Source organism: Pseudochryseolinea flava, from assembly GCF_003286915.1.
In the GTDB taxonomy this organism is placed as follows: domain Bacteria; phylum Bacteroidota; class Bacteroidia; order Cytophagales; family Cyclobacteriaceae; genus Ohtaekwangia; species Ohtaekwangia flava.
Window position 1 is genome coordinate 53154 of the sequence record NZ_QMFY01000009.1, and the last position, 20032, is coordinate 73185.

18 protein-coding genes are annotated in these 20032 nt (G+C 43.0%); 14 read left to right on the top strand and 4 right to left on the bottom strand.

The annotated features are described in order from the left end of the window. Window positions 1–2: 2 nt before the first annotated feature. From DQQ10_RS17010 to DQQ10_RS17075, 14 genes are read left to right on the top strand one after another with little or no spacing between them, the layout of a single operon-like run. Complete coding sequence (locus tag DQQ10_RS17010) at window positions 3–1004, top strand: N-acetylneuraminate synthase family protein (RefSeq protein ID WP_112748096.1); 1002 nt, start codon at window positions 3–5, stop codon at window positions 1002–1004. Continuing rightward, window positions 988–2157: a UDP-N-acetylglucosamine 2-epimerase gene (gene neuC, locus DQQ10_RS17015; RefSeq protein WP_245970447.1), complete on the top strand. Its 1170-nt coding sequence runs from the start codon at window positions 988–990 to the stop codon at window positions 2155–2157. The genes DQQ10_RS17010 and neuC overlap by 17 nt, the downstream gene beginning before the upstream one ends. A 4-nt stretch (window positions 2158–2161) precedes the next feature. After that, complete coding sequence (locus tag DQQ10_RS17020) at window positions 2162–2848, top strand: acylneuraminate cytidylyltransferase family protein (RefSeq protein WP_112748097.1); 687 nt, start codon at window positions 2162–2164, stop codon at window positions 2846–2848. Beyond that, complete coding sequence (locus DQQ10_RS17025; RefSeq protein ID WP_112748098.1) at window positions 2848–4059, top strand: MATE family efflux transporter; 1212 nt, start codon at window positions 2848–2850, stop codon at window positions 4057–4059. Before DQQ10_RS17020 ends, DQQ10_RS17025 begins: the two co-directional genes overlap by 1 nt. A gap of 5 nt (window positions 4060–4064) precedes the next feature. Next, window positions 4065–5435, top strand: a complete 1371-nt coding sequence (locus tag DQQ10_RS17030; RefSeq protein WP_112748099.1) for a CDP-glycerol glycerophosphotransferase family protein — start codon at window positions 4065–4067, stop codon at window positions 5433–5435. 3 nt (window positions 5436–5438) lie between these two features. Then, complete coding sequence (locus DQQ10_RS17035) at window positions 5439–6542, top strand: glycosyltransferase family 4 protein (RefSeq protein WP_112748100.1); 1104 nt, start codon at window positions 5439–5441, stop codon at window positions 6540–6542. Beyond that, window positions 6529–7707 (top strand): O-antigen ligase family protein, encoded by a 1179-nt coding sequence (locus tag DQQ10_RS17040; protein ID WP_112748101.1) that lies wholly within the window; start codon window positions 6529–6531, stop codon window positions 7705–7707. The genes DQQ10_RS17035 and DQQ10_RS17040 overlap by 14 nt, the downstream gene beginning before the upstream one ends. Then, entirely contained in the window at window positions 7688–8794 is a 1107-nt protein-coding gene (locus tag DQQ10_RS17045) for a glycosyltransferase (RefSeq protein ID WP_112748102.1), read from the top strand. Before DQQ10_RS17040 ends, DQQ10_RS17045 begins: the two co-directional genes overlap by 20 nt. Further along, a complete protein-coding gene (locus DQQ10_RS17050) occupies window positions 8791–9612 on the top strand; it encodes a glycosyltransferase family 2 protein (RefSeq protein WP_245970448.1) in 822 nt (273 codons plus the stop codon). Before DQQ10_RS17045 ends, DQQ10_RS17050 begins: the two co-directional genes overlap by 4 nt. A gap of 30 nt (window positions 9613–9642) precedes the next feature. Beyond that, window positions 9643–10749 carry a DegT/DnrJ/EryC1/StrS family aminotransferase gene (locus tag DQQ10_RS17055; protein ID WP_112748103.1) on the top strand — a complete coding sequence of 369 codons (1107 nt, stop codon included), beginning with the start codon at window positions 9643–9645 and terminating at the stop codon, window positions 10747–10749. 43 nt (window positions 10750–10792) lie between these two features. Next, on the top strand, window positions 10793–11869 hold the full coding sequence (locus tag DQQ10_RS17060; protein WP_112748104.1) for a glycosyltransferase family 4 protein: 1077 nt from the start codon (window positions 10793–10795) through the stop codon (window positions 11867–11869). Window positions 11870–11916: 47 nt separating this feature from the next. Then, on the top strand, window positions 11917–12957 hold the full coding sequence (gene pheS / locus DQQ10_RS17065) for a phenylalanine--tRNA ligase subunit alpha (protein WP_112748105.1): 1041 nt from the start codon (window positions 11917–11919) through the stop codon (window positions 12955–12957). Further along, window positions 12954–13817, top strand: a complete 864-nt coding sequence (locus DQQ10_RS17070; RefSeq protein ID WP_112748106.1) for a 3-hydroxyacyl-CoA dehydrogenase NAD-binding domain-containing protein — start codon at window positions 12954–12956, stop codon at window positions 13815–13817. The genes pheS and DQQ10_RS17070 overlap by 4 nt, the downstream gene beginning before the upstream one ends. After that, entirely contained in the window at window positions 13798–14244 is a 447-nt protein-coding gene (locus tag DQQ10_RS17075; protein ID WP_112748107.1) for a Rieske (2Fe-2S) protein, read from the top strand. The genes DQQ10_RS17070 and DQQ10_RS17075 overlap by 20 nt, the downstream gene beginning before the upstream one ends. A gap of 65 nt (window positions 14245–14309) precedes the next feature. Here the strand turns inward: DQQ10_RS17075 and DQQ10_RS17080 are convergent, their stop codons facing one another. The 4 genes from DQQ10_RS17080 to DQQ10_RS17095 all read right to left on the bottom strand — a co-directional run bounded on the left by DQQ10_RS17080 (window position 14310) and on the right by DQQ10_RS17095 (window position 19925). Further along, window positions 14310–16589 carry an NADP-dependent malic enzyme gene (locus DQQ10_RS17080; RefSeq protein ID WP_112748108.1) on the bottom strand — a complete coding sequence of 760 codons (2280 nt, stop codon included), beginning with the start codon at window positions 16587–16589 and terminating at the stop codon, window positions 14310–14312. Between the two features lie 249 nt (window positions 16590–16838). Then, complete coding sequence (locus DQQ10_RS17085; protein WP_245970449.1) at window positions 16839–18293, bottom strand: lytic transglycosylase domain-containing protein; 1455 nt, start codon at window positions 18291–18293, stop codon at window positions 16839–16841. Between the two features lies 1 nt (window position 18294). Next, entirely contained in the window at window positions 18295–19725 is a 1431-nt protein-coding gene (gatA, locus tag DQQ10_RS17090; protein WP_112748109.1) for an Asp-tRNA(Asn)/Glu-tRNA(Gln) amidotransferase subunit GatA, read from the bottom strand. Window positions 19726–19727: 2 nt separating this feature from the next. Further along, the gene (locus tag DQQ10_RS17095; protein ID WP_112748110.1) at window positions 19728–19925 is read right to left on the bottom strand and encodes a Sec-independent protein translocase subunit TatA/TatB; all 198 of its coding nucleotides are present in this window, start codon (window positions 19923–19925) and stop codon (window positions 19728–19730) included. Window positions 19926–20032: the final 107 nt, after the last annotated feature.

Below are 20032 nucleotides of genomic sequence, written 5' to 3' on the forward strand. Positions count from 1 at the left end.
ATGTGAAGACACAAATTATTGCAGAAATAGCACAAGCGCATGATGGAAGCGTTGGCATTCTTCATTCTTACATCGACGTGCTGGCAAAGGCTGGCGTTGATGCCGTAAAATTTCAGACGCACATTGCAGAAGCTGAAAGTAGTGCACACGAACCCTTTCGCGTACGCTTTAGTCGCGTAGATCAAACACGATTTGACTATTGGAAACGCATGGAGTTTTCAGCTTCACAATGGAAGGAAATAAAAGATCATTGCGACGAGGTCGGGGTTGAATTTTTATCATCGCCATTTTCAATCGCAGCAGTAGATTTGTTAGAATCGCTGGGTATGCGCCGTTACAAGATTGCGTCTGGAGAAGTGACTAACGATCTTTTGCTGACAAAGATTGCAGAAACAAAGAAGCCGGTCATTCTTTCCTCGGGTATGAGCACTTGGGAAGAACTCGAAAGAGCATTTCATTTTTTTAACAAGCAAGGTATTGATACATCAGTGTTGCAGTGTACAACCATGTATCCGACTCCGGCGGAGCGGCTTGGTCTCGAAATCATTGCAGAGCTTAAGAGAAGGTTTCAGTGCAAGGTAGGTTTTTCAGATCACTCGGGCACAATTGTATCCGCCATAGCCGCAAGATCACTTGGGGCCGAAATCCTTGAATTTCATGCTGTATTTGATAAACGAATGTTCGGCCCTGATGCAGCTTCATCGCTTACCATCGATGAAATTCAGGAACTCGTTGAGAACGTTAGATTTCTTGATCGTGCGTTTGACCATCCGGTAGATAAGAACGATGTAGAACGGTACAAAGAATCAAAGAAAATGTTTGGTAAGTCTTTGGCGGTAAGAAAAGATTTGCCCGAAGGTCATGTGCTGACTTTTGATGACTTGGAATCGAAGAAACCAGAAGGGTATGGTATTCCGGCACGCGATTTTAGAATCGTATTGAATAAAAAGCTTCGTCGTTCAATTTCAAAATATTCGTTCCTCAATTATGAAGACATTGCCTGAAAAGAGAAAAGTTTGTGTCGTCATCACGGCGAGGCCAAGTTATAGTCGTATCAAAACAGCGTTGGATTATATTCAACGTCATCCTGATCTAGAGTTACAAATTGTTGTCGCGGCATCTGCCCTTCTTGATCGTTACGGTTCGGCAGTCAACGTAATCGAACGTGATGGTTTTAAGATCAACGCAAAAGTGTACAATGTTCTAGAGGGAGAGAACCTAACGGCGGCCGCAAAGACAACAGGCATTGGCATTATAGAGATATCAACTGTGTTTGATAATTTGCAGCCCGACATTGTTGTTACAATTGCGGATCGATTTGAAACGATCGCGACTGCCATAGCTGCCTCATACATGAATATTCCACTTGTTCATATTCAAGGTGGAGAAGTAACAGGAAATATTGACGAAAAGGTGAGGCATGCTATCACTAAAATGGCAGATGCTCACTTTGTATCATCGAGTTTGGCGCAGGAGCGCGTTATCAAAATGGGCGAGCATCCTAGTAAAGTATTTTTGACAGGCTGCCCGTCAATTGATCTAGCGGTGCCAATTCTGCAATCAACACGCTTGGATTTTGATCCGTTTCAGAAGTATAAAGGTGTCGGTGAGATTTTTAACATCGAGGAGCCATACATCATCGTTATGCAGCATCCCGTAACGACCGAGTATGAGAGTTCTAGAAAGCATATCGAAGAAACGCTGCAGGCAATTGATGAATTAAAAATGCCAACGCTTTGGTTTTGGCCAAACGTGGACGCCGGTGCTGACGGTACATCAAGAGGGATTAGAGTATTTCGTGAGAAGGCGAAACCAACGTATGTTCATTTTTTTAAGAACATGGAGCCGGATGATTTTTTGAAAGTACTGAATCAGTCACGATGTCTCATTGGAAATTCAAGTGTAGGAATTCGCGAAAGCGCTTATCTGGGCGTACCTGTTGTGAACATTGGAAGTCGTCAAAGTGGTCGCGAGCGCGGGAAAAACGTGATCGATGTTGGATATGACCGAAAAGAAATCACGGCTGCAATTCGGGAGCAAGTTGCCCATGGCCATTATCCAAGTGAAAATATTTACGGCGACGGAAATGCAGGCGAACGTATCGCCGCTTTATTAAAAGATATTCAATTGACGGTTGATAAAAAACTGGCCTATTAACGATATGAAATGTTTAGGCATCATTCCCGCGCGAAAAGGTTCCAAACGCGTGCCCGGTAAGAACACCAAATTGTTAAATGGCGTTCCTTTGTTAACCTATGCGCTAAAGGCCTGTGAAGAGTCAGAATTTTTAACAACGATTGTTGTTTCTTCAGACGATGACGACGTGCTACCGATGTTAGCATCTACGCGCGCAAAATTTTTGAAGCGTCCTGATATGCTGGCAACTGATTACTCTCCGGCGATTGATTATGTTCATCACGTATTGCAATCATTTTCTGACGAATCTTTTGATGTCATCGTGATTGTGCAAGCTACGACACCGTTTGTAAGATCGAATGATATTGATTCAACAATTGAATTACTCGCAAATGATTCAACAGCCGATAGCGCTGTGAGCGTGATGAAGATCGAGCAGCTTTATCATCCGATGAAATTGAAAACGATGAGAAACAATATCCTTTATCCATACCTAACAGAGGAGAAGGGTATTGTTGCGGCGAAAGATCTTCCAAATGTTTATGTTCGAAATGGTGGGGTTTACGCAACAAGACCTGCGGTGATCGCATCGAATAGAATTATCGGCGATACGTGTCTGGGATTTGTAATGCCTTCTGAAAGATCAATCGACATCAATGAACCCATCGATTTTGAGTTTGCCGAATTCATTGCTAAAAAATATAATTTTTAATGGCTTTACTGAAGGAGGGTGTACGGTACGTTATTTTCAATTACCTGTCGGTGTTTCTTAACACGGTAAGAGGAATTGTACTCATTGCCGTATTGACGCCAATTCAGATGGGATCCTATCGGTTAATTTTTACCTATTCCAATTACTTCCGCTATTATAACCTCGGTTTGAATGCCTTAGCATTCTATCGTGCTCCACCGCGGAAACTTCAAGCGCTTTATAGTAATTTGCTTTTCAAAATTAACATTTCGCTCGCTGCTTTTTTTGGAATACTATTTTCGGTAGCATATACTTTTCTGGCCAGCGATGAGTATTCGTCTCTGTGGCTGGCAAGCATCTTTCTTTTTGTCATTTTATTCTTTACGCAAACCAGCGAAACGTTTGTGACGATTGCAAAAATTCACGGTCGATTCGATATCATCAACCGTTATAATATTGCGTTCGCCTCCGGGAGCTTAGTGCTTATGATAGTTTTAGGAAAAACCTACGGGCTTCATGGTGCCATAGGGGGTCTTGCGTTGGCAACTATGGCGACCTCGTTATACTTGAGTACGGTGTTGAAGGACGCGGCTCAATCATCAGTAACGCTTACGTTCAATCGAATTAAATTATTTTTTCTTTCAGGTGCCTTAAATATTTTTCCAGGAATGCTGTCGATTTTGTTTAGCACAATCGAAGTATGGTTGATAACAAGGTCTTTCGGTCTCGCAGAAACGGGATATTACTCCGTTGTGATAACGTTGGTAAATCTTATACTAATGATCAATACAGACGGTTTTGTGTTTTTATATGCAAAACGCTCTAAACAAATAAAAAATGATCCGCGGTTTGTGTTGAAGTCTACAGTTTTGTCGTTCGGTGTAACGCTATTGTTCTGTGCAATGTGTATTCCGATTGTGCATTGGGGTGTAGCGTACTTTTTTCCTCAGTACGCAACAGCATCCGATATATATCAAATCTGTTTTTGGGGAATACCTTTTTTGGTGATGAAAAACCTGGTGGTTTATTATCTGTCCAATAATAGGCCAATACGCATATCTGTACTACTCGCTTTATTGTTAGTGATGAAGACCGTTGTACTTTTACAACCTCAAACGACCGCTGATTTTTATACAAGCGTTGCTTGGAGTAACGTGGTGTTTGGCGTGGCAATAGCCATAATTTTTATTATTGACAATAACATAATCCGGAGGAATAATATACCTGCTTAGTAGAGATGCAACGTAGAATAATTATAACATTGGTTGACGGATTTCATCACCGCTATCTTGCGGACACGGGTGTTATCGATAGAATGCTGGAACAAGATATTCAGTTGCTTATTCTAACAACAGCGATACTAAAAGAAAGGATTGAAAATTCGCCACTGGGCAAAAATCCTCGCGTGACGTTGGGAATTTTAGATGAGGTGAAGCTCTCAAAAATACATAGAGTCCATTTGTTTCTGATTATTAATGCAAGCCGGAAGTTGTCGAGAACATTGAACGTGAAGAATGAGATGAAGGCGAAAACAGGAAAGTTGTCCTATCTGGCATCTCGTTTTGCTCGGTCAATTTCCAGCACGGGTTTATATTCGTTAATGCTTCGCATTGCCGGATCCGCTTTTTCGTCATCGCGTTACCGACAACTGCTCAATGAGTTTAAGCCGCATTTAGTCGTGTTCTCAACACCAGGGCAGAAAGTGAACGATCTTCCGTTGATCTATGAAGCTTTACGACAGAAAATAAAAACGATATCACCAGTATATAGTTGGGACAATTTAACCGCGAAGGGTCCGTTCATCTTCAACGTTGACAAACTCATTGTTTGGAACGAGATTATGAAGGAGGAGGCGATTGAATACCATCAATATAAAGCTGAAGATGTTATCGTGGCGGGTGTTCCAGTGTTCGATAGCTACGTCAAGGTGTTACACGAACCAGCAACAAACAAGAAGGAGTTCTTAAGTCAATTTGGATTCGGCGACGATAAACCATTGATTTCAATCACTACAATTCCTACGATTTACTTTGGGAGCTGCCATCGCGAATTAACCTTGCGTATTTTGAACTTCATCAATCGTGGCATGATTCCGCCATCCAACGTTCTATTACGTCCTCATCCCCTCGATGAAACTGACTACACAGACCTGGAAAAGAATCCCGGTGTAGTTGTCGACTACTACGGAAGTACGCCAACACAAAACGTGATTTCGAAGTGGGTGCCACGTGAAGATAACACAACACATTTGGCAAGAACAATGAAGTATAGCAATGTCGTGATTAACATTGCCTCGACGATTACAATTGATGCTGCTTGTTTCGATACACCGGTGATCAACATCGCCTATGACATGAAGGATAACCCTCAGGAATATGTTGGATCCATTTCGCGTTATTATCAGTATACACACTATCAACATGTAGTGAAGGTTGGGGCGGCGGCATTGGTAAATAGTGATGAGGAATTGCTTAATGCCTTGAACACGTATTTGAAAGATAGAAGCTACCATGCCGAGGAGCGGAAACGACTTGTTTATCAACAGACAGGTGATTTAGACGGACGCGCATATCAACGAATTGCTGATGCCATCATCAATGCAATGTAAAGCATGCTAGAACGGAATATCATATGGCCACAACGCCGGATTGGGATCGACGGTTTTTCGCTAAGTCGTAACGATTCCGGAATCGAAGTATACACCCGCGAGTTAATAACGGGTGTTGCAAGCACGGGGCTCCCAGTGGAGGTGTATGGTTTTTCGAAGGTCTCATTAGAGGAGAATGCATCTTTAGTTGTTCGAAACGCAGAAATGCCAGCGGCGTCTTCGACCTTTACCAAGCTGAAATGGGAGCTTCACGATATTAAGCGCTTAATTTCTAAGGAGGTTTCGATATTCCATTCTCCTCATTTTATTCTTCCGCTCAATACACCAACACCTAAAAAGGTCGTCACTGTACATGATCTCGCCTTCATAAAACGTCCTGAGTTTTTTGATTGGAAAACGAGATCGTACTATAAACTTTTTCTCGCGCAGAGTTTGCGTCAAGCAGATGGAGTCATTTGTATATCCGATAGTTGCAAGCAAGATTTGGTAGAATTATTTCCAGAAACGAAAAATAAAGTATTCCGTGTACATAACGGTTTTAGGAATTTCGGGGAGATAGCGCACGATGATAATGCGCTCGTGCAATTCGGCATTTCACCACCGTTCATATTGATGATCGGAACCTTAAATCCGAGAAAAAATTTAACGAACGGTATTCTTGCGTTTGAAAGATTAGCGCGCGAAAAAGATGTCGACTTGGTTATCGTTGGTGACATTCGAAATAAAACGAATCTACCGGGCACCGATAACGCACGCATTCATTATACGGGTTTTGTTACCGAGAAGCAATTGGCGTCGCTATATAAGCATTCGTCGCTTCTTTTATTTCCGTCCTATTATGAAGGATTCGGATTTCCTGTGTTGGAAGCGATGAGCTGTGATATTCCGGTTGTTACAGCGAGCAACTCGAGTTTGCCGGAGATTGCAGGTTATCCAAAAGAATTTTATTGTGATCCATCTAGCCCGAAAGATATTGCTGAAAAAATCGCGTTGGTATTGTCGGCCGACAGTCGGAAAGCATTGATCGAGCACGGAAGAGAAAATATAAAGCGATTTAGCTGGGAGAAAATGGTGAAAGAAACGATTTCTGTGTATGATCAAGTATAAAACTTTATTCTACATACTTCTTGGTACTTCACCCTTCATCAATACGTCGTTCATTCCGGGGGCAAAACTCCCCATGGTCTATTTAGTCATGCTTTTTGTAATAGGCGTTATTGTGATCGCGCGGGATCGTGTTCCGAGTAGGATATTTGGAAGTGAAGATATTGCGTTTTCCTGTTTCTTAACCGTTTCTTTATTATCGGTGTACATCAATGCCTGGAGTTGGCCGATGACGCACGGCGTGACACAAGTCATAAATCTCTTGTTGACATATCTGATCTATAAAGTAGCGCAATTCTTGTTGGTAAAATCAGCACTGCCCAAGGATGAAATGTTGCCTACTATTTTCAAGTGTTACAGCTGGATACAAGTACCAGCGTTAATCCTCCTGGTATTTGGGAATTTCAATCGTGAGTTTAATATCGAGTTCATTCATGCGATTAACAATGCTGGTAATTTCGATGTAGGTGCAATTGAATCGGTATACCCAAATATTCGGCTTACCGGATTTTCGCCAGAGCCGTCGTTCTGGAGTTTCTTTGTTGCCATCAATATTGCAGTAGGCCTTTCGTTAAAACGTTTTTCTCCCTGGCTCATGGCGGTTAACGGTGTTAGTTTGTTGGTCACTGTGGGACGCACAGGTTACCTCATCGCCGCTTGTATTCTTGTGATATGGTTTATCCAGGGAAAGGTGTGGAGAACGTCGCTTATAGCAGGTGCAGCTCTGATCGCCGCGTTTTTTATGCGCGAATACTTCACGCCTCAGAAATTGATGTCGGTAGATGATTCTTTTCGTCAACGAATTGACTCAATGCTTGTGGCGTTTAACCTTGGATGTAACAATCCATTTTTTGGAATCGGTCTTGGTAATTTCCAGGTTTTTGCAGAACAGCAACACCTCGACTACGGAAATATATTTAACTGGTACTTAAATGTGTTCGCGCTTATTGGCGTTGCAGGCATTGCAACATGGATGATATTTTCAATATTTCTTTTAAGAAGGATTCAAGAAAGATATTGGCTTCCGGTGTTCGGCGCTTTCGTTGGATGGCTTACCGTAAGTGCGTTTAATTTACCTTTTGTTTGGGTAGTCTTTGCGGCATTGGTTTGTGCCTCTACTTCAAAACATGAAAATGAAACTTTAACACATGCCAGCGCTGCAGACTAAACGTATTGTTTTTTCGGGTATTAATATTTCCAAGGGAGGACCTCTTACGGTGCTACGTTTTTTCTATGATTATGCTGCGCGCGCTTTACCTGATTATGAGCTGATTTTTATTCTCCAGGATAAGAATTTGCTACCGATAGGGCGACACCGCGTGATTGAGATAAAAAACGGCCAGCGATCAATTTTTCATAAATTATACTTCGAGTACTTCGGTTTTCGGAGACTATCGCGTGAGCTTAATGCTGACCTCTGGCTTTCATTGAATGATATGTCGCCTTGTGTTTCAGCCCGCGTTCAGGCGGCGTATTTTCACAATGCGGCTCCTTTCTACAAACTTAAATGGCTCGACCTGCTATTCCCGGCGAGGCTGGTGCCACAGAAATTTTATTATTACTTTATCTATCGTATCAATATCTTTAACAACGATTTTGTAGTTGTCCAGCAACAGTTTTTGAAGGAGTATGTAGGCAAAAGTATAGGTTTTCCGGCGGAGCGTATCTTGATCAATCGCCCGGAAACGGTGCAAGAAAAAGTCGTGCGTGTCAAGCAAGATAGACACGGCCCAGTTATTTTTTTCTGCACCACAAAACCTGAAGTGTATAAGAATATCCATCTGATTGCAGACGCCGTTGGTTTGTTGAAAGCGTGGGGAATACAAAACTTCGTTGTGAAGATGACTATCTCGGGCGATGAAACGCGATACAGTAGGTACATCAAAAAAAAGGTCGAAAACTATACGGAGATTGAATTTGTGGGGAGTCAATCGTACGACGTCCTCCAAACAATGGTCGGAGCTTCTGATTGCGTTCTATTTCCCTCATTACTCGAATCATGGGGCTTGCCGTTGAGTGAGGCTGCAGCACTTGGAAAGTTAATTATTGCGGCAGACTTGCCTTACGCATACGAAACTTTGTGGGGTTATGAAAATGTGGTTTTTGTTAGCCCATATCACGCGGAGGCGCTTGCGAGTGAAATGAAAAAAGTAATCGAAAATCGACCCGTGGTTGATGTTTCTTCAGAATTAAAACACTTTCCAGGTAACTTTACCGTTGAACAGCTTTTTTACAAAATGCTTTCTTCTAAATGATGAAATATAACTTCACAGCCTCAATCGTTTTGTATCAGAATAATATTTCGATGCTCCAACAAGTCATCGAAAGTGTTTTCAAAACAAAATTGACTTTCAGGCTTTACTTAGTCGATAATTCGCCAACGGATGCGCTACGCGTGCTGCAAACAGATGAGCGTATCGAATACATCTTTAATAATGCCAACCTGGGTTTTGGTAAAGCGCACAATGTAGCTATTCGAAAATCAATGGAGGTTTCTCCCTATCACCTGGTGTTAAACCCCGATATATTTTTCGACGCTGGTGTGCTCGAAGAACTTTTTAAGTATATGGAAGCCAATCCGGACGTTGGACAAATGATGCCGAAAATTATGTATCCGGATGAAAGCATTCAAAAGTTATGTAAGCTCCTCCCTACACCAATGGATTTATTTCTACGAAGATTTTTCCCTTGGTTTCCAGGGGCCGAAGCGAGAAACCGTGTTTATGAACTCGCTGATTCTGGATACGACAAGATTATGGATATACCTAACTTCTCGGGCTGTTTTATGTTTTTCAGAACATCAGCGCTCAAGAAGGTTGGCCTCTTCGATGAGCGAATTTTTATGTACATCGAAGACACTGACCTCACGCGCCGTATGCACCAACAGTTTAGGACCGTTTTCTATCCGCATGTGCATGTCTACCATCATCATGAGAAAGGATCATATAAGAATCTTAAATTAATGATGTATCACTTGCATGGCGCATTCATTTACTTTTCGAAATGGGGATGGTTCTTCGATAAAGAGCGATCACAAATCAATAAAAAGATAATTACTTCTTATCTTCGATAGCAACAACTATTGACAGATTGACCTGCCATCGTGAAAGTTCCTTTTAATGATTTGCAAAAACAGTACGTGTCCAATAAACACAATTTAGACGCTGCTGTGTCTTCAGCAATCAACGAATTTAATTTCATTCGCGGTGGTGCTGTTCAATCTTTTGAAGATGCGTTTGCGTCGATGTTAGGTCTTAAGCATTGCATTGCTACCGCGAACGGAACGGATTCGATATTCTTAATTCTTAAAGCTTTTGGTATTGCCGCTGGCGACGAGGTGATCACGCCAGCTTGGAGTTGGATCTCATCGGCTGAAACCATTTCACTCACCGGCGCAACGCCTGTGTTTGTGGATGCGGATCCTCACTACTACACAATCGATATCGAGCGCATTGAAGAACGGATTACGTCGAAAACAAAAGCGATCATCGTAGTTCATCTCTATGGGCAAGCTGCAGATGTATCAACGTTGAAAGATATTTGTGACAGAAGGCATCTCATTTTGATCGAAGATTGCGCGCAAGCACATCTCACAGCAATTGCCGGCAAGCCAGTAGGAACCTTTGGTCACGCTGCAGCTTTCAGTTTTTATCCTACAAAAAATTTGGGCGCGTATGGCGACGCCGGCGCGGTCGTCTCAAATGATGACGCAGTTGCAGTTAAAATACGACGTCTTGCCAACCACGGCGCGCTGATAAAAGATGACCACTTGTTTGAAGGGATCAATAGTCGGATGGATACGCTTCAAGCTGCAATATTACTAGCTAAATTACCGAGCTTGGAGACATGGAATACCAAACGGTTTCTTAATGCCACACGCTACATAGAACAGTTGAGACAACTTGAGCACGTAACATTGCCCAAAGTACGTGAGGCGACAACCCATACCTTTCATCTGTTCGTTATCAAGACGCGTTACCACTTACGTTTGCAGCAATGGCTTATGGATCGTGGTGTTCAATCGATCATTCACTACCCGAAAGCTCTCCCGAATTTACACGCTTATCAACACTTGAAGTATCCACCAAATGCTTTCCCTGTTGCGAGTGCTTTGCAGGAAGAAGTTCTTTCATTACCCATTTATCCTGAGTTGACGACTGACCAAATCGACTACGTGTGCGAAAACATTAAGGAGTTTTTTGAAAAGTGAACATTTTGCCCGGGAATCATTATTTTTGAACCTTAATCGATTTATGGCATTAGAGCTCGCTGCAGCAACAACTTCATTTGTAATCGCCTTTTTGGTGGTTCCCGTTATTATTAAATACTCGTTGCTTAAAAACCTCGTAGATATTCCGGGAAGAAGAAAAATTCATAAGAAAGTAACGCCTTCTATGGGCGGTATTGCAATCTTCTTTGGTTTCTTCATTTCATCTTTGATTTGGATTGATTTGCAAAACTGGGGAGGAATCAAATTTATTATGGTCGCCCTTTTTGTGATTTTTTTTATCGGCGTTCGCGACGACTTAGTTCCTTTGAAATGGATGCTAAAACTTGGTGGCCAGATCATGGCTGCCTCGCTCGTGATTTTTTTGATCGATCTACGAATCAAATCTTTCTACGGACTTTTTGGCGTTTACGAATTGCCAGAGTTTGCAACATATGCCATCACTTACATGACGATCATCGTCATTACCAATTCGTTCAATCTTATTGACGGGCTTGATGGACTAGCGGGTACGATTGCGATAATTTCATTGCTGGCATTTGGCGTGTGGTTCTATGTGGCCGACGATATTATTTTCTCGGTGCTTGCGTTTTCTATGCTTGGCGCAATTCTCGCATTCCTAATTTTCAATTGGGAACCTTCGGAAGTGTTTATGGGCGATACCGGTGCGTTGGTAATTGGAATGACTTTGGCGATCATGGCGATTCATTTTATGGATATGAATTTCAACTTGCCAGTAAGTCACCCTTACCGCTTTAGCGCTTCTATTGGAACCGTGATCTGTATCATTATTATTCCATTGGTAGATACGCTACGCATTGTGATCCTGCGACTTTCAAAACGTCAATCACCATTCAAGCCAGACAAGAGCCACGTTCACCATGCCTTGATGAGATTGGGGTTGAGCCACGGCCAAACAACCCTTTTCCTTGGCGGTATTCAACTGGTGTTCATTACCGGCGCTGTGATTTTCCATCACTATAGCGAACGGTACATCCTAACGGGCGTAGTTGTCCTTTCGCTGAGCTTGAGTTTGCTATTGGATAAATTGATCCTGGGCAAACTTTCTGTGAAAGATGATCTTGAAGAGGAGAATGCCTAAGGGTTTTCCTGACATTATCTTATTTTTGCCTTTATTTTCTCGTTTTTATGGAAGAAAAGATTCTATCGCTGATTAAGGAAGTGTCCGAATTTCCCGTGTCCGACAAACAGACATTGGAGGCTTTCCGATTGAAATACATCAGCAAAAAGGGTGTGGTAGGAGAACTCTTCGATGAGTTGAAACAAGTGCCGAACGAACAAAAGAAGAGTGTCGGCAAAATTCTTAACCAACTTAAACAAACAGCTGAAGCTAGATTCACCGAACTCAATGAAAAATTAGAATCGTCGGATTCTTCATCGGTAGATATTGACCTTTCTCTTCCGCCAGTAGCCAATAAAACTGGAAACCTCCACCCACTAACATTAACGCGTTATCGCATCATCGAGATTTTTGAACGTCTCGGGTTCAATGTGGCCGATGGACCAGAAATTGAAGATGATTGGCATAATTTCTCCGCGCTGAACTTTCCTGAAAATCACCCCGCGCGTGAAATGCAGGACACGTTCTTCGTCGAGAAAAAACAATCTGCCGACTCTCAAGATGTCATTTTGCGTACCCACACATCGAACGTACAAATTCGAATGATGGAAAAACAAAAACCGCCGATTCGCGCGATTATGCCCGGACGGGTGTATCGTAATGAAGCCATCTCGGCGCGCGCTCATTGCTTTTTCCACCAAGTTGAGGGTTTATATATCGACAAGAATGTAAGCTTTGCTGACTTGAAGCAAACTATATTTCACTTCGCAAAAGAAATGTATGGTAAGGATGTTAAGCTTCGCCTTCGTCCTTCATTCTTTCCTTTTACAGAGCCAAGTGCAGAAATAGATGTGACGTGTTTGATTTGCAAGGGCGCAGGTTGCGTCGTTTGTAAACGTAGTGGCTGGGTAGAAATTGCTGGAGCAGGCATGGTGCATCCCAATGTTTTGAAAAACTGCGGCATCGATCCGGAAGAGTATACTGGTTTTGCGTTCGGTATGGGCATCGAACGCGTAACGCAGCTCCGTTATCAAGTCGGTGACTTGAGATTGTATTCTGAAAATGATATTCGATTCTTACGACAATTCCATTCTAGTGATGTAGCATGACGATAGATGGTGTTAAACGCATTGCAGTGATTGGTGCCGGCACGATGGGGCAGGGCATAGCACAACTTTGCGCCACCACCGGATATCATGTAGCCCTTTACGATATTCAACCCGATTTGACCAAAACGGCAATCGCAGCGATTCGTAAACATTTGGAGTTAAGCATTGATAAGAAGAAGCTTACGGTAGAAGAAAAAGACAACGCGCTTTCGCGAATAGAGGTAGTTGGCGACTTCCGGTACCTTCAAGTAGATCTTGCCATAGAAGCGGTCATTGAGAAACTGGAAATCAAGCAAAAAATTTTTCAAGAGTTAGAAAAGATCAATGGTAAGGACTGCATTTTGGTAAGCAATACGTCGTCTATTCCGATCACACAAATAGCATCATCTCTCAAACATCAAGGCCGTTTTGCCGGGCTTCATTTCTTTAACCCCGCACCGTTAATGAAATTGGTTGAGGTTATTCGTGGTGCCGCAACCGATGCAGAGACGATTGAATTACTTAACGCGTTTGTGAAGAAGATCAATAAACAAGGGGTATTAGCCAATGATTCACCTGGTTTTATCGTTAACCGTGTAGCACGTCATTTCTATGTGGAGTCATTGAAGTTGCTGGAAGAAAATGTTGCCTCGCATCAAGAGATTGATCAACTCATGAAAGCAACGGGATTTCGCATGGGACCGTTTGAATTGATGGATATGATTGGCATGGACATTAACTTTTCGGTAACCGCTTCGATGTATCATGCGTTTCATGAAGATCCAAAATTTAGACCCAGTAGAATTCAACAACAAAAAGTAGACGCCGGCTTCTTAGGTCGCAAAACAGGAAAAGGTTTTTATGATTATCCGAACGCTTAATACGTTATTCGCAATTTCTATCATCGTCACATTGGCAGGCTGCTCACCAGATCTCAGCGACGACGTAATCCCTCAACAGCCATTTGATGATATCGTACTCGAACTCACTTTGCCATCTTATGCAGCATTGCAAACCAACGGTGGAACGCTATATCTTCAAGATGGTGGCGTTCGTGGAATTATCGTATATCGACAGAATGAGTCTACGTACATAGCTTTTGAAAGGAATTGTTCATATCGCCCAAATGAAGCATGCGCGACCGTGAATGTCGATGCTACGAAGTTATTTATGGTGGATCCATGCTGCCAGTCAAGATTTCGGTTTCCAGATGGCGAACCCACTGACGGCCCTGCGATACGGCAACTCAACCGCTATGCGGCTGATCTCGATGGAACTACATTGACGATAAGAAGTTCTGTGTATTAAGTTAGAGCGCTAGCTTCTTTGTGAAAGCACTTACCCTGTTTGAATCAAGGTAAGTGCTTTTGCATTTATAAGTGATCGTTTTGTTCATGCAGTTGCGCATCTACTACCGCGATGGCAGCCATATTCACAATCTCACGAATTGAACTTCCGAGCTGTAAGACGTGTACCGGTTTCTTCATACCCAGTAATATCGGTCCTATAGCTTCGGCACCACCGATCTCCATCAATAATTTATAGGCGATATTTCCCGCTGCTAGATTCGGGAAGATCAATGTATTCGCACCTTCTTGTGCAAGGGTGCTAAATGGAAATGTCTCTTGTTGCAGCTGTGTATTTAATGCGACGTTTGCTTGAATGTCACCTTCAACAACGAGCTCTGGATTTTTTGTCCGAGCAAGTCTAACGGCCTCCCGTGTTTTGTCTGGAATATCGCCTTTGGATGATCCGAAGTTTGAGTAGGAAAGCACAGCAATGCGCGGATCGATATCAAAGAACTTCACGCCACGTGCGGTGAGCTGAATTATTTCTGCTAGTTCCTGTGCATTCGGATCTACATTAACAGTTGTGTCGGCAAAGAAGAAGGTGCCACGCTTGTTGATAATGATGTACATCCCAGCCACGCGGTTAACACCTTCTGCGGTACCAATAATCTGGAGTGATGGTAATATTGTTTTCGGATAATCTTTCGTGAGACCGCTCACCAATGCATCAGCATCGCCGAACTCGACCATCATCGCGCCAAAATAATTTCGGTCACGCATCAATCGAACACAGTCTGGGCGAGTCAATCCTTTACGTTGGCGCTTTTTGTAAAACACATCAGCGTAACGCTCTACGATTTCATTTTCTTGCCGTGGATAAATCACCTTGCAATCTTGAAGGTCCAATCCATGTTCCTCAATCAATCTTTTTATTTCTGCAGGGTCACCCAAAAGAATTGGTTCTGCGATACCTTCGTCTTTTAATATTTGAGCTGCCTTTAGAATTTTGTGATGCGTTGCTTCTGAAAAGACAACGCGTTTCGGATTTTGTTTTGCGCGATCAATAATACGCGACATCAATTTCTGGTCAATACCGATACGTTTCTGTAGCTCGTGGTGGTAAGCGCCCCAGTCAGTGATGGGTTGGCTTGCCATGCCTGAATCCATCGCAGCCTTCGCAACAGCAGGAGAGACTGTGGTAATTAATCGAGGGTCGAGCGGCTTTGGAATTAAATACTCTCTTCCAAATTGCAACTTATCGGTGCCGTATGCTTTCACCACCATGTCTGGTACGGGTTCTTTCGTGAGGTCAGCGAGTGCATGAACCGCTGCGAGCTTCATCTCTTCATTGATCTCACGCGCGCGCACATCTAACGCACCGCGAAAAATATAAGGAAAGCCTAATACATTATTCACTTGATTAGGATGGTCAGAGCGTCCTGTCGCAAGGATAGCGTCTTTCCTTGTTTTGCGAGCCAGGTGGTAATCAATCTCCGGGTTAGGATTGGCCAAGGCAAAGACGATTGGATCGCTGGCCATATTATTCAAATCTTCCGGCGTGATTGCATCGGCAACAGAAAGTCCGACGAAAAAGTCCGCGCCTTTCATGGCTTCTTGTAGTGTCGAGATCGGTGTGTCGTTAACAAATTGTTGTTTGATCTCATCGAGGCCAGTGCGTTGCTTATTCAGGACACCTTTACTATCGCACATGATAATATTTTCTTTCTTCGCTCCGAGCGCGATGTACAGTTTTGTGCAACTTACCGCAGCTGCACCAGCGCCATTCACAACAATTTTAATTTGATCGATTTTCTTTCCAACAAGCTCCAGCGCGTTAAGCAATGCGGCAGATGATATGATTGCTGTGCCATGCTGATCATCGTGCATGATCGGAATATTCATCTTCTCGCGAAGTGAAGTTTCGATTTTGAAACATTCGGGTGCTTTGATGTCTTCAAGGTTAACACCACCAAAGGTTGGCTCAAGTGATTTTACAATCTTGATAAACGCATCTGGATCTTCTTCGTCAATTTCAATATCGAACACGTCGATGCCGGCGAATTTCTTGAATAAAACTCCTTTACCTTCCATTACGGGCTTCGATGCTTCAGGACCGATGTTGCCAAGCCCTAACACGGCCGTTCCGTTCGATATTACAGCAACCAAGTTGCCTTTACTTGTGTATTTGTAGACCTCTTCTTTGTTGGCAGCAATTTCCTTGCAGGGCTCTGCTACACCCGGAGAATACGCCAGCGCCAAGTCTAATTGAGAGCTAAGCACTTTGGTAGGAACGACTTCAATCTTGCCAGGCTGCCCTTGCATGTGATAGTTCAAGGCATCCTGTTTTCGGATTTTTATAGACATGAATTGTCAGTTTAGTGAGTACCCAAATATAGAGGGAATAGCGCAAAAATAAAGCGTGCCGAAATACTGATGAACCTCGGTGGATTGATGAAACAATGTCTCTTGGAATGCCCTTGAAAAAGACAATCGGTTTAAAGCAGAGAGCAAGCGCTGCAATAGATTTATCTCGTTTATAAAAAGTAAAAGGCGCATTGACGCGCCTTTTACTTTGAATAGATACTATCGAAGTGTGATAGAAAACTACAAGGATTAAATTCCTATAATTAGTTTTTGTCCTGGCTGAATTTTGTTGTTATTCAAATTATTCAAGCTCTTAATCTTATCGATAGACAAACCGTTCTTTTGTGAGATATCCCACAAGGTGTCGCCGTTTTGAACCGTATATGTTTTCGATCCCGTGGCATCAACGGTAATTGGATTTGATTTTGTGTTAGACGCAAGCACCGTAGTCGGCGACGTGCGGCTGCCACTGGATTTCGTGTAGATATTTATTCTTTGTCCGACGCGAATCGTGTTGCCGCGTAAGTTGTTCCACTTTCGGAGATCCGTAACTTTTACACCGTGACGCATGGCGATTGAGCCTAACACATCGCCACTTCTAACCTTGTATACTGTGCGCTCACGACCGTAGGTATTACCAGGACTATTTTTAGCAAGAAGCTCCAATTGAACACGACCAACTTTAGAGGCTGAATCAAGAATTGCAGCGCGATTCATTTTTAGGTGAAACTTTGCAGCTTCGGGAACATTGATGATATATTTTTTTCCTGTTTCAGGTACGGCATTATGTTGAATTGCAGGATTTAATTTTTGCAGATCTTCAACACAAGTTCCGGTGAGTTTCGCGAACGTCTCAAAGTGAAGAAATTTATTGACGTGCAGGGTATCGTAAGTCACGAGCATCTCTTGCCCTTCATCAATGAAGTTGTGTTGATCGAGATAGTTCATCGTATAGATGATTGCTACAAATTGCGGCACATACGAACGGGTTTCTCTAGGAAGATTTTGATAAATCTCCCAGAACGTTCTCTTGTATCCAGATTTACGAATGGCACGCTTCACGTTGCCAGGGCCTGTATTGTAAGCGGCTAATGCCATTTCCCAGTCGTTGAACATCCGGTGCAAATCACGGAGGTAACGGCAGGCAGCATCGGTAGATTTTTCTGGATCCATCTTATCGTCTACGTACCAATCGTAATTGAGTCCATAGTATCGTCCGGTAGCCGGCATGAATTGCCAGAGCCCTACTGCGCGTACACGAGACATCGCACGCGGGTTTAATCCGGATTCGATGATACTGAGATATTTTAATTCATCAGGGAGATTGTATTTCGCGAGATACTTCTCGAAAAGTGGAAAGTATAAATTCTTCCTACGCATCACCATTTTTGTATACTCACGATCTTTCACGGTGAAGTAGTTGATGAAAGCCTGAATGCGGTCATTATAGACCAAAGGAATACGGCCGCTAATACACTGCAAGCGGTCTGCGATCAACTCAGGATCGTCATTGCCCGGAATAAATTCTAGGTCGCTAGGCATCGCGTAATACACGTAATCAAGCGTGTCTTCCTTGTAAAGCATTTCTTCTTCTGCTTCCGCTACTTCTAATGAATCGACAACAACCGAATCAGGTTGCAGCACTTGACTGTAAGCGACAGTTGAAAAAATGATGAACACGGGCAGGAGAATTAATTTTCTCATCTCAGTTCATTTTAGTGAGTGCGTCTGAAAAATGTAAAAGTTTTGATTCTTGAAAGTCATCCGCAATTACTTGCAGTCCGATAGGCAATCCTAGCTTGTCTTCTCCACAAGGCACCGCGATAGCAGGAACACCTGCCACATTAGCCTGAACGGAAAAAAGATCTGCTAAGTACATTTCTAATGGATTATCTGTATGTGTTCCAATTTTAAAAGCTGTTGTCGGTGTAATCGGCATAACGATAAAATCATATTGCTTCAATATATCTTTCGTCTTCTCACGAATGAGCCGTCTTACTTTTTGGGCTTTGGTATAGTATGCATCATAGTAACTAGCACTCAACACAAACGTGCCGAGTAAAATTCTCTTTTGCACTTCTTTTCCAAATCCCTCTGATCGACTTTTCTTATAAAGTGATTGTAAGTCCGTCGTCTGCGGACTTCTATACCCATAGCGCACACCGTCGTAGCGCGAAAGGTTCGAGCTTGCTTCCGCCGTGGCAAGGATGTAATACGTTGGTAGTACATATTCTTGCAAAGGGAAGTCGATTACATCAACAGAATGACCTGCATTCTTAATGTGATCGAGTTTGCGCTGGATGGCATCACGAATTTCGGGCTGCAATCCTTCAGCGTCATCAATTTCGCGCACGTAAGCCACTTTGTATGACTTGCTCAATGTGCGCGATAATTCTTCAGCATATTGCGGCACGGGCAGTCGTGATACTGTACTGTCTTCATCATCTGCGCCAGCAATCACTTCCAATACAACAGCAACATCTTCGACGCATTTTGCAAAGATTCCGATACAATCGAACGAAGATCCATAGGCGATTAAACCATATCTTGATATTCTCGAGTACGTTGGTTTAAGGCCGACTAATCCGCAAAAGGCTGCAGGTTGTCGTACGGAACCACCGGTATCTGATCCTAAAGAGATTTGACAAAGATCTGCTTGAACAGCAACTGCGGAGCCTCCGGAAGATCCACCCGGTACGCGTGTGTTGTCAGCATCGTTGAGTACTGGTCCGAAGGCGCTACTTTCATTGGACGATCCCATTGCGAATTCATCACAATTTTGTCTTCCAATAATGATCGCATCGGCGTCCAGCAGACGCTGTACGGCAGTGGCGTTAAACTGGGAAATAAATCCATTCAGTATTTTACTACTGGCTTGCAGAGGATGTCCGGTATAAGCAAGTACGTCTTTAATACCGACGACTAACCCGGCGAGCTTTCCCGCCGTACCGTTCTTAATTTTTTGATCAATGAGTGACGCCCGTTCGAGTGCCTCCTCAGGAAACACGCTTAGAAATGCATTGAGATGCGATTTCTTTTCGATGTTACTAAGGTGATGTCGGACGAGATCCTGACAAGTTAAGGCGCCTCGCTGCAGATCGTGCTGTATTTCGCGAAATGTAGCGTACGTTCTCAAACTTATTCTTCGATTTTGCCCGTTCCCTCAACGTCTTTCTTCACGTCTTTCACAGCGTCTTTGAACTCACGCACGCCTTTCCCCAATCCTTTCATGAATTCAGGAATTCTTTTCGCGCCGAAAAACACGAGAACAACAAGTCCGATGATGATGAGTTCCGTAGTTCCCATACCGCTGAGAAACAATAATGTAGCTTTCATGGCTTAAATTTTAATCGAACAACAAAAGTAGAGTAAAAAAAGGTAGTATCAAACGCAGAAAAATCTGCCAAAAAGTACCGTTTTGCGCGTTTTTTCGTAAAAATGGG